The following is a 10,258-nucleotide window of genomic DNA, read 5'->3' as shown; positions in this document are numbered from 1 at the left end:
CTAACAAGTAGGACTTTGATTTTTTTGAAATCACATCAACAATAAGTGCTCACACAGATTGTTTGATTAAATTGTTAAAGAGCGTGCCTTTCGGCTAGGCGGCGTATACTACGCGCCTTTCAAACAATGTCAAAGTCTTTTTGCTTTTTTATTTATTGAGATAAACATCTTTCTAAATAATCACTTACGTCTTTAGTTTTGTTCTGAGACGGCAACAGTAACTTGCGTTAGCTGCTGTGTCTGTGGGGTCGCATTATAGGGATTGTGATCGTATTGGCAAGCGTTTTATTGTGATTAATTGCAATTAATTTTTATACTCGTTTTGGACACAAGTTACACACACAAAACGAGTAGTTATCCACAGAGTTATTAAATACTTTTAACTAATGATGCTAAATCATCGAAAACACCCGATGCTAAACTTTCACCTTGCTCTGTTATTTCTTTACCTGTTCTTACTAAATAGTTACTTTTTACACCTGCAGCAATCCCAGCTTGTAGATCTGATACTTTATCTCCGACTAATATTGATGTTTCTACATCTATATTTAAATCTTCAATCGCATTTAATAACATGCCAGCTTTTGGTTTACGGCAATCACACTCGATTTTAAATTCGCCTTGCCCTTCTTCACTATGATGTGGACAGTAATAGATACCATCTAAATCAACACCGCGGTCAGCCATCGACCAATCCATCCATTCCGTTAATGTATGAAATTGTTCTTCAGAAAAGAAACCACGAGCAATACCCGATTGATTTGTGATCACAACAATTAAGTAACCTTTTTCTTTTAATGCTAGGCAAGCTTCTATTACACCTTCGATAAACTCAAAGTCATCAATTTGCGAGACATACCCATTATCTTTATTGATCACACCGTCTCTATCTAAAAATACTGCTGGTTTTGCTTTACTCATTTTTCACTTCTCTATTTCAGTGCTGATTAATAATGGTATTATGCCATTCATTGTTTTTTCCTACTATTAATAAGAGTGTCATCATGAATAGGCTTTTTATAATAACTTTTATCGCTTTCCTTTCTGGTTGTAGCCAGTTTCAATTTACGTCTAATCTTGATAAGAAAAACTTTGATCAGTATTTTAAACCATCTCAAGTAACTATCTATGAAAAAAATGAATTATTAAACCTAAAACATACAACATTAGGGGCGGTAGATGGTGGTAGCTGTCAGGAAGAAGAAAAAGACTTACCAGCGAGTATTAAAGAAGCAAGAACAAACGCAAGAATTAATGCCGCTGATATGCATGCAAACGGAATAATCTTTCAAACTTGTTTAAACTTTGAGCCTGATAATTTCTGTGTTTCAAATATTATTTGTTACGGGCAAGCACTTGACGTGAAAACTTCTGACGATGATTAATTTGACACATCATGCGATAGGAATTTTACAGTCTCCTTATAAAGAGAAGTTTGCTGTTCCTAGACAACCAGGTTTAGTACCTAGTGCAACAGCTGAATTAGAAATGTTAGCGCCCTATGATGATATTAATGCGTTTAATGGTTTAGATGAATTCAGCCATTTATGGTTGGTTTTTTCATTCCATAAAAACAAAGCAACAGATGACTCATGGAATCCGACGGTACGTCCTCCTAGATTAGGAGGTAATAAACGTGTTGGAGTATTTGCAACTCGCAGCCCTAATCGCCCCAATTCCATGGGACTTTCTTTGGTTGAATACCATGGCGTTATTCAACGTGATGGTAAGCTATTTCTTTCTCTTAGTAATATAGACTTAGTAAACGGCACACCCATTCTCGATATTAAACCTTATATTCCCTATGCTGATGCGATGCCTGATGCAAGAGCAGGGTTTGCACAAGTTTCTCCTGAAATAAATGCATTAGTCGTATTCTCTGATCAAGCGACTAGCCAGTTAAAAGAATTAAACAGTGAATACCCAAGCTTAAAGCAACTTATTATAGAAGTGCTGCAACAAGACCCACGCCCTGCTTATAAAAAAGCAAAATCAGATGATAAGGTTTATGCCATGCACCTTTCTGATTTTAATATAAAGTGGCAATGCAGTTTAACGTCAACCTTAGTGCTTTCTATTGAGGGCGCTTAGCGAAAAAGTAGCCAAGGAAGCAACCTACCAAGGCACCAAAAAAATGACTTTCATAAGACACATTAGCTTCTTGAGGTAATACGCCAAAGACCAACCCGCCATATAAAAACAACACTAATATTGAAATCAAGATATCTCGAAACTGCCTTTGCTTAAAGCCATAGACAATTAAATACCCCCACATTGCATAAATAACGCCACTCATCCCAATGTGAATAGTCCCTCCTCTAGCAAATAACCAAACCAGTAAACCAGAAGAAACAACCGATAAACAAAACACTAACCAGAAACGAGTTAAGCTATGCAAACCAATTAAGCTTGATAAGACAATAAAAGGAAGACTGTTTGCCAATAGATGCATCCAATCTACATGTAGAAATGGAGAGAAAAAGATCCCAGAAAAATGACTCATTTCACGCGGCGCAATACCAAGGCGATTCACAGGGAAAATTATATTTAATAATAAAAAAACAACACAAAGTAAGATAATTATTACGCTGTGTTTTAAAGGTTTAAAATAACGCTGCATAGATGTTCCCTTTTATTAAAGGCTAAATTGTACCGATTATGTGTAGATAAGAGTAAAAAAAACAAACTTATTTATATAAATCCGTTAAGAATGCTTTAGTACATCGCAATCGACTGCTAAAATCAGCGCCTTACTATTAATACGATAAATATCTATCGACAAGGATCACCATGCGCACTACCAATTATTTATTATCTACTCAAAAAGAAGCACCAAGTGATGCGGTTATTGCTAGCCACCAGCTAATGTTACGTGCAGGTATGATCCGTAAGTTAGCATCAGGTTTATATACTTGGTTACCGACAGGTTTACGTGTATTACGTAAAGTAGAAAATATTGTTCGTGAAGAAATGGAACGAGCTGGCGTGATTGAAGTATTAATGCCAGTCGTACAACCTGCTGACTTATGGCATGAAACAGGTCGTTGGGATAAATTCGGCGGCGAATTATTACGCATTAAAGACCGTAACAGTCGTGATTTTGTTTTAGGTCCAACACACGAAGAAGTGATCACTGAGCTTGTACGTAAAGAAGTGAGTAGCTACAAACAATTACCGCTTAACTTATTTCAAATTCAAACTAAATTCCGCGATGAAACACGCCCTCGTTTTGGTGTGATGCGCGCTCGTGAATTTACAATGAAAGATGCTTACTCTTTCCACCTTGAGCAAGAGTGTTTAGAAAAAACTTATCAAAATATGTTTGATGCTTATTGTAAAATATTCGATCGTTTAGGATTAGAGTATCGTCCAGTTATTGCTGATACAGGTAGTATCGGTGGTAGTGCTTCTCATGAGTTCCATGTATTAGCGCAAAGTGGTGAAGATGCGATTGTATTCTCAGATCAAAGTGATTACGCAGCAAATATTGAAAAAGCAGAAGCATTAGCACCAGCCTTTGATCGCCCTGCAGCAACTGCTGAGCTAACAGTGGTTGATACGCCTAACGCACATACAATTGAAGAAGTATGTAAATTACTTAATGTTGAAGCATCAAATACAGTTAAAACATTACTTGTTGAAGGTGATGCTGAAGAAGGCGACATCGCACCGGTTATCGCATTAGTGTTACGTGGCGACCATAATTTAAATGAAATTAAAGTTGAACATATCGAAGGCATTGCAAGCCCATTACGTTTTGCAGGCCCGCAACAAATTTTAGATGCGGCAAATTGTGAAGCAGGCTCTATTGGCCCGAAAGGATTAAGCATTCGTACTATCGTTGATCGCAGCGCTGAAAAGTTAGCAGACTTTGTTTGTGGTGCTAACGAAAACGGTAAACACTTAACAGGCGTTAACTGGGATCGTGATATTAGTGATTATGAAGTTGCAGATTTACGTGAAGTTGTTGAAGGCGATCCAAGCCCATGTGGCAAAGGAACACTTTCAATTGCTCGCGGTATCGAAGTCGGCCACATATTCCAACTCGGCGATACCTATGCGAAATCAATGAATGCGGCAGTTTTAAACCAACAAGGCAAAAACCAAGTAATGACTATGGGTTGTTACGGGATTGGTATTTCACGTATTGTTGCTGCAGCGATTGAACAAAACAATGATGAAAACGGTATTATTTGGAATGATGCTTTAGCCCCTTTCTCTGTTGTGATTGTGCCAATGAACATGAAAAAATCACATCGTGTTGCTGACTTAGCAGAACAATATTATGCAGAGTTAAAAGCCGCTGGCATTGAAGTACTATTGGACGATCGTAAAGAACGTCCAGGCATTATGTTTGCCGATGCTGAACTAATTGGTATCCCACATACCTTAGTGATTGGTGATCGCAGTATTGATAACGGCGTGATCGAATACAAAGATCGCGTATCAGGTGAAAAACAAGAAGTTAAGATTGAAGAAGTCATTGAGTTTATTAAAGCTAAATTTGCTTAAGTAACACTTAACCAACTCAATTAACCTTGTCTCACCTTAAAACCACGCTTCATTAAGCGTGGTTTTTTTATATTTTATACCAATCATAGTAAGTAACTGATCTATTTTACTTGTTAAAATAACTTGTTTTTTCGTTGTAATTTTCGTTGTAATTTTCGTAAAGGGAACAACCATTTACATCAACTTACGCCTCAAACTAAGCTATTTTTCCAGCGCAAAATTTAGAGCAGTTATTTAATACAATTGGTATTATTTCTACTAATGCATTCATCATTTTGCAAAAATACATTAAGCTAGTCAGCAGTCGTATTAAATATTGGAGAATTATGAATAGGTTGCCTGACTCTACCGCCAAGATGGATGCTCTGATTTATGTTAGATAATAAATACCAACTGAATACTGAAGATAAACTCAGTAATGACTTTTCACCTGAAATTAATGAATTTTGGGATAAACATGCCCATGTAAAAACTTTTGAAAGTGAACATGGCGGCACCATTAACACTGTCCATATCAATACAGGCAACTCCAATGTCATTGTGGTCAGTCAAGGTCGAAATGAATCTGTTTTAAAATACAAAGAAGTGGCTTTTGATTTAAACAATCAAGGCTATGATGTTTTCTTAATAGACCATAGAGGCCAAGGTTCTTCTAGCCGTTTAGGAGGAGATCCTCACCGTGGACATGTAGATCGTTTTCAACACTATGTCGATGACTTTGCTTTCTTTGTAAATTCTTTAGAATTAGAAAAAAACTATCAAAATCGATTTTTAATCGCTCATTCAATGGGGAGTGCAATTAGTGCTCTATATCTAGAGGAACAACAAAACCCTTTTCAAGCAGTTGTATTTTTTAGCCCAATGTTCTCAATCAACTTTAAAGGCCTTCCTGTTTGTATCGCTAAGGTGATTGCTTCTATCTACTGCCGATGTTCTTTACTATTTAGCTCCATACCCCCTTATCCGCTTGGTGTAACAGGCTATCGCTCTTCACTACCATTTAAAGAAAACAAATTTAGTAATAGCGCTAAGCGTTATACATCTGTATTTACAAATTTTGATAAAATAGTTGAAAGCCAATTAGGTGGCCCAACAATGCATTGGGTTAAAGAAAGCTTATTTGCAATGGAAAAAGCGATTAATAATGCAGAAAAAATTAATCTTCCAATAATGATAATTCAATCAGGCGCAGATCAAATTGTAACAAGTAAAGGGCAACATCGTTTTTATAGTAGGATTAAACACAATTTTAATAATCACTTTCTATGTATAAATAATGCAAAACATGAATTAATGATTGAAGAGGATCAATATCGACTGCCTGCATTAACTGCAGCGCTAGATTTTTTGAACCACTCTAAAAAGGTAAAGTGACATGTATAAAATAGCAATTTCAGATTTAGATGGAACCTTACTAGGCCCAGACCATAGAATGTCCAACCAAACCAAAGAGAGCATTCACCGATGGTTACAGGCTGATAGAAAATTTGCAATTGCCACAGGCCGACATCACCTAGAAGCCATTAATGTACAAAACGAACTGAACCAGCCCACTTATTTAATCTCTTCAAATGGTGCGAGAGTGCATAATAAAGAAGGTGAAGTGATCTTAAAGCAAAACTTACCTGCGCATATTGCACAATCTATTTGTGATATCGATTTCGATAGCGAGGTACAGGTTAATTTATTTACTGATACACAATGGCATACAAACTTTGCAATAGAAGAGTTAGCAGGCTCAAGTTTAGGTAAAAACTTTAAACATCAGATCTCCGATTTAAAAACTGTAGATAAATCTGAAATTATCAAAATTGTTTTTTGGGGTGAGCACGAAAAACTAACGATTATTTATGAACAACTTCAACAACAGCTAGCGGGTAAAGTTAACCTCACTTTCTCATTAAAACAATGTTTAGAGGTCATGGATGCCAATACCAATAAAGGCGCTGCGGTTCACGCCTTGCTTAAACATAAAAACTTAACCATGGCTGATACGATTGCCTTTGGTGATGGGATGAATGATGTTGAAATGCTTAAAGAAGTAGGCAAACCAATATTAATGGCTAACTCGCAAAAGCAATTAATAGAAGCCATTGTAGGAGCAGAGATGACAGTATCGTCAAAAGAACATGGCGTAGCGGTTAAACTTGATGCTTTGTTAAATCAAGATAACCAATAACTTATAAAAAAGCCGCATCGAATATTAATTAGATGCGGCTTTAACAACTCGTTAATTGTCAGTTAGAAACTAAGCCTGCTCATCTCGTTGGAAAACTAATTCTGTCGCAGACGATGAAGCTTCAACAAAGTAATAGCCTGCTACTGTAAATTTCTTTAATTGCTCAATATCTGTAATTTCATTTTCTATAATATATCTCGCCATTAATCCTCGTGCTTTTTTAGCGTAAAAACTAATGATTTTATATTGGCCATTTTTTTGATCTTTAAAAATAGGCGTAACAACCGTTGCATTTAATGCTTTTTCCTTAACGGCTTTAAAGTATTCATTAGACGCTAAATTAATTAAATATTGGGAATTCTGTGCCTTTAAGTTTTCATTTAATTGCTCAGTAATGATATTGCCCCAGAACTGGTATAAGTTAGTACCACGTTCATTGTCTAAACGTGTTCCCATTTCTAAACGATACGCTAACATTAAATCTAAAGGACGTAATAAGCCGTACAAACCAGAAAGAATACGTAGATTTTTCTGTGCATATTGTAATGCTTTCTCTGGTAATGTTTCAGCTTCTAAACCAGTATAAACGTCACCTTTGAACGCAAATAAACATTGTTTCGCGTTATCATCTAAAGACAAAGGCGTTTTCCATTCTGTAAAACGAGCAACGTTTAAACCTGCAATTTTATCGCTGACCTTCATTAATGATGCAATATCTTGCATCGATAATTGTTTGCAACGATTTATTAATAGCTGACTCTCAGTTAATAAATTCGACTGCGTAAACTCGGAAGTTGTCGCAGGTGTTTCAAAATCTAATGTTTTAGCGGGAGAGATAACAACTATCATATTTAATCCTAATCTATAAAAACGAAGCGAAAATTATTGTCGCTTTATTTAGCCAATCATTCAATCCGCATTTATTAAATAAATACGAAATTAATCTGAGTAAATCAAAATGTTTTAGGGTCTATTGATTTTTTAGCCGCTTCTTCTGTTGAAATGATTCCCATGGTCACTAATTTACGCAAATGCTGATCTAAGGTTTGCATGCCATGCGCCATGCCCGTTTGCATCACTGAATACATTTGCGGCACTTTATCTTCTCGAATTAAATTACGAATAGCAGGGATCGCAATCATGATTTCATGGGCAGCGACCCGCCCTCCAGCTTTTTTCTTTAATAAGGTTTGTGAAATAACTGCACGTAATGACTCTGATAGCATAGAGCGGATCATGCTTTTTTCTGCCGCAGGAAAAACATCAATAATGCGATCAATACTTTTAGGCGCTGAAGCAGTATGTAAAGTAGCAAAAACCAAGTGCCCCGTTTCCGCAGCGGTTAAAGCAAGCCTAATGGTTTCAACATCGCGTAATTCACCAATAAGAATCACATTAGGATCTTCGCGTAAGGCGCTACGTAATGCTAAATCAAAACCCAATGTATTGGCATGCAATTCTCGTTGATTAATTAAGGATTTTTGGGGTTTATGTATAAACTCGATAGGATCTTCAATGGTTAAAATATGATCAGCTCGCGTAGTGTTAATATAATCAACCATGGCCGCCAAAGTTGTTGATTTACCAGAGCCAGTTGGGCCAGTGACTAAGACTAGTCCACGACTATATTCTGCAATATCTTTAAATAAGCTAGGCGCATCTAAACCCTCTAAAGTTGACACTTGATTAGGAATAACTCGAAAAACAGCGGCATCACCACGATGTTGCTTAAACACATTCACGCGAAAACGAGATAGTTCATCAACTTCGAAAGAAAAATCAATTTCTAGATCTTGTTCAAATTGTTTTTGTTGTTGTTCGCTCATGACTTGATAAATAAGATGATTGACCTCATCTGAAGTTAATATCGACTCATTTAATTGACGTAATTCGCCATCAACTCGAATCATTGCAGGAACACCTGCGGAAAGGTGTAGATCTGATGCGTTTTGCTTTACACTAGCGGTTAATAATTCCGTAATACTCATAACTTAAAATCCTAATCATATGACTACTATTTCTAACAATATCGTAGCTATTCAACAAAAAATAGCAAATGCAAGCCAAGCAGCACAACGTGTTGATGAAGTTCAATTATTAGCAGTCAGCAAAACTAAGCCTGTCGCTTTAATTAAACAAGCCTTTTTACAAGGTTTAACTCATTTTGGTGAGAACTATGTTCAGGAAAGTGTTGAGAAGATCCTACAAATAAAAGATGACAAGGAGTTTGACCGACCTCTTACTTGGTATTTTATTGGTCCATTACAATCTAATAAAACACGCCCTGTTGCTGAAAATTTTGATTGGGTTCAAAGCGTTGACCGATTAAAAATAGCACAACGTCTTGATCAACAAAGACCTGAGCATTTACCTGCGATTAATATTTGCTTACAAGTCAACATTAGTGGTGAAAGTAGTAAGTCAGGGACAACCTTATCAGAAGTCATGGAGCTTGCAGAGCAGGTTCAAGATCTACCTCGTTTAAAATTACGCGGCATTATGGCGATACCTGAAAAAAGTGATAATCCCGATGTTATCAAACAACAATTCAAAGCACTTGAACTCATTTATAAACAGCTACAACAGCAATACTCAGATATCGATACCTTGTCTATGGGAATGAGTGGAGACTTAGAAAGTGCAATCGAATGCGGCAGCACAATGGTACGTATTGGTACTGATATTTTTGGTGCTCGATAACCGCAGAAATAAACAAAAATAAGCAAAGGAAAATACAATGCAACATAAAAAAATCACCTTTATTGGTGCAGGTAACATGGCTGGCAGTATTATTAGTGGTTTAGTGAAAGGAGGTTATCCAGCTGAATTAATTTGTGCATCTGCGCCTAGCTTAACTAACACGCAAAAATTAAAAGATGAATTTTCAATATTAAATAGTCAAAACAATGCTGAATCTGCGATATGGGCTGATGTCGTAGTATTATCAGTAAAACCGCAAATGATGGCGATGGTTTGTGAGTCATTAATCAAAGATGGTGTCGATTTTAGTAAAAAATTGGTCATTTCGATTGCAGCAGGTGTTTCAGTTGAACGTTTTCAATCACTATTAGGCGCAGATACCGCAGTAATACGTACTATGCCAAACACACCTTCGTTATTACAAAAAGGCATGACAGGTTTATTTTCATCACCACAAGTATCAGATGAAGATAAAAACTTCGCAAGCGAATTGTTATCTGCGGTAGGTGAAGTCGTTTGGGTGAGTGAAGAATCTCAAATAAATGCAATTATAGCGGCATCGGGCTCTGCACCAGCTTACTTCTTCCTATTTATGGAAGCGATGCAAGCAAAAGCAATGGAAATGGGCTTTACTGAACAAGAAGCAAGATTACTGGTCCAACAAACTGCGATTGGTAGTGCTGAAATGGTCAAAGAAAATCCAGATTTAGATTTGATGACATTACGAAATAACGTAACATCAAAAGGTGGTGCAACAGCTGAAGCTATTCGCACATTTAATGAATTAAATTTACCTGAAATCGTCGCTAAATCGATGCAAGCAGCATCTGACCGCGGCGCAGAAATGGAAAAATTGTTTTAACAATC

The 10,258-nt window shown here is 36.6% G+C and carries 11 protein-coding genes; 7 read left to right on the top strand and 4 right to left on the bottom strand.

Going from position 1 to position 10,258, the window contains the following annotated elements:
* Positions 1 to 369: 369 nt before the first annotated feature.
* Positions 370 to 921, bottom strand: coding sequence for a D-glycero-beta-D-manno-heptose 1,7-bisphosphate 7-phosphatase (gene gmhB / locus E2R67_RS08705; RefSeq protein ID WP_134290556.1), 552 nt, complete (start codon positions 919 to 921; stop codon positions 370 to 372).
* A gap of 83 nt (positions 922 to 1,004) precedes the next feature.
* Here gmhB and rcsF point away from each other — a divergent pair, with 83 nt between their 5' ends.
* Both rcsF and tsaA read left to right on the top strand, forming a co-directional pair.
* Positions 1,005 to 1,385 (top strand): Rcs stress response system protein RcsF, encoded by a 381-nt coding sequence (rcsF, locus tag E2R67_RS08700; RefSeq protein WP_243836988.1) that lies wholly within the window; start codon positions 1,005 to 1,007, stop codon positions 1,383 to 1,385.
* Positions 1,378 to 2,091, top strand: coding sequence for a tRNA (N6-threonylcarbamoyladenosine(37)-N6)-methyltransferase TrmO (gene tsaA / locus E2R67_RS08695; RefSeq protein WP_134290554.1), 714 nt, complete (start codon positions 1,378 to 1,380; stop codon positions 2,089 to 2,091). The genes rcsF and tsaA overlap by 8 nt, the downstream gene beginning before the upstream one ends.
* Here tsaA and E2R67_RS08690 read toward each other — a convergent pair.
* Positions 2,075 to 2,620, bottom strand: a complete 546-nt coding sequence (locus tag E2R67_RS08690) for a rhomboid family intramembrane serine protease (RefSeq protein WP_134290553.1) — start codon at positions 2,618 to 2,620, stop codon at positions 2,075 to 2,077. The genes tsaA and E2R67_RS08690 overlap by 17 nt on opposite strands.
* A 170-nt stretch (positions 2,621 to 2,790) precedes the next feature.
* Between E2R67_RS08690 and E2R67_RS08685 the strand changes: the two genes are divergently transcribed.
* From E2R67_RS08685 to E2R67_RS08675, 3 genes are all read left to right on the top strand, one after another.
* Positions 2,791 to 4,512 carry a proline--tRNA ligase gene (locus E2R67_RS08685; RefSeq protein WP_134290552.1) on the top strand — a complete coding sequence of 574 codons (1,722 nt, stop codon included), beginning with the start codon at positions 2,791 to 2,793 and terminating at the stop codon, positions 4,510 to 4,512.
* Between the two features lie 372 nt (positions 4,513 to 4,884).
* Complete coding sequence (locus E2R67_RS08680; protein WP_134290551.1) at positions 4,885 to 5,886, top strand: alpha/beta fold hydrolase; 1,002 nt, start codon at positions 4,885 to 4,887, stop codon at positions 5,884 to 5,886.
* A 1-nt stretch (position 5,887) separates the two neighbouring features.
* Positions 5,888 to 6,691 carry a Cof-type HAD-IIB family hydrolase gene (locus E2R67_RS08675; protein WP_134290550.1) on the top strand — a complete coding sequence of 268 codons (804 nt, stop codon included), beginning with the start codon at positions 5,888 to 5,890 and terminating at the stop codon, positions 6,689 to 6,691.
* Positions 6,692 to 6,760: 69 nt separating this feature from the next.
* On the opposite strand, the gene yaaA is transcribed toward E2R67_RS08675, so the two are convergent.
* Both yaaA and E2R67_RS08665 read right to left on the bottom strand, forming a co-directional pair.
* Positions 6,761 to 7,540, bottom strand: a complete 780-nt coding sequence (yaaA, locus tag E2R67_RS08670; RefSeq protein ID WP_134290549.1) for a peroxide stress protein YaaA — start codon at positions 7,538 to 7,540, stop codon at positions 6,761 to 6,763.
* Between the two features lie 104 nt (positions 7,541 to 7,644).
* On the bottom strand, positions 7,645 to 8,679 hold the full coding sequence (locus E2R67_RS08665; protein WP_134290548.1) for a type IV pilus twitching motility protein PilT: 1,035 nt from the start codon (positions 8,677 to 8,679) through the stop codon (positions 7,645 to 7,647).
* A 19-nt stretch (positions 8,680 to 8,698) separates the two neighbouring features.
* Here E2R67_RS08665 and E2R67_RS08660 point away from each other — a divergent pair, with 19 nt between their 5' ends.
* On the top strand, positions 8,699 to 9,391 hold the full coding sequence (locus tag E2R67_RS08660) for a YggS family pyridoxal phosphate-dependent enzyme (protein WP_134290547.1): 693 nt from the start codon (positions 8,699 to 8,701) through the stop codon (positions 9,389 to 9,391).
* A gap of 37 nt (positions 9,392 to 9,428) precedes the next feature.
* The gene (gene proC / locus E2R67_RS08655; protein WP_134290546.1) at positions 9,429 to 10,253 is read left to right on the top strand and encodes a pyrroline-5-carboxylate reductase; all 825 of its coding nucleotides are present in this window, start codon (positions 9,429 to 9,431) and stop codon (positions 10,251 to 10,253) included.
* The last annotated feature ends 5 nt before the right edge of the window (positions 10,254 to 10,258 follow it).

Origin of the sequence: Psychromonas algicola, from assembly GCF_004378355.1 — a bacterium.
Classification (GTDB): domain Bacteria; phylum Pseudomonadota; class Gammaproteobacteria; order Enterobacterales; family Psychromonadaceae; genus Psychromonas.
The sequence above is the reverse complement of the archived record's forward strand: the minus strand, read 5'-3'. Positions and strand labels throughout refer to the sequence as shown.

What these genes read in the sequence shown, in the direction of transcription:
- gmhB (WP_134290556.1), bottom strand. Translation starts at nt 921, where the DNA reads ATGAGTAAAGCAAAACCAGCAGTATTTTTAGATAGAGACGGTGTGATC.
- rcsF (WP_243836988.1), top strand. Translation starts at nt 1,005, where the DNA reads ATGAATAGGCTTTTTATAATAACTTTTATCGCTTTCCTTTCTGGTTGT.
- tsaA (WP_134290554.1), top strand. Translation starts at nt 1,378, where the DNA reads ATGATTAATTTGACACATCATGCGATAGGAATTTTACAGTCTCCTTAT.
- E2R67_RS08690 (WP_134290553.1), bottom strand. Translation starts at nt 2,620, where the DNA reads ATGCAGCGTTATTTTAAACCTTTAAAACACAGCGTAATAATTATCTTA.
- E2R67_RS08685 (WP_134290552.1), top strand. Translation starts at nt 2,791, where the DNA reads ATGCGCACTACCAATTATTTATTATCTACTCAAAAAGAAGCACCAAGT.
- E2R67_RS08680 (WP_134290551.1), top strand. Translation starts at nt 4,885, where the DNA reads ATGTTAGATAATAAATACCAACTGAATACTGAAGATAAACTCAGTAAT.
- E2R67_RS08675 (WP_134290550.1), top strand. Translation starts at nt 5,888, where the DNA reads ATGTATAAAATAGCAATTTCAGATTTAGATGGAACCTTACTAGGCCCA.
- yaaA (WP_134290549.1), bottom strand. Translation starts at nt 7,540, where the DNA reads ATGATAGTTGTTATCTCTCCCGCTAAAACATTAGATTTTGAAACACCT.
- E2R67_RS08665 (WP_134290548.1), bottom strand. Translation starts at nt 8,679, where the DNA reads ATGAGTATTACGGAATTATTAACCGCTAGTGTAAAGCAAAACGCATCA.
- E2R67_RS08660 (WP_134290547.1), top strand. Translation starts at nt 8,699, where the DNA reads ATGACTACTATTTCTAACAATATCGTAGCTATTCAACAAAAAATAGCA.
- proC (WP_134290546.1), top strand. Translation starts at nt 9,429, where the DNA reads ATGCAACATAAAAAAATCACCTTTATTGGTGCAGGTAACATGGCTGGC.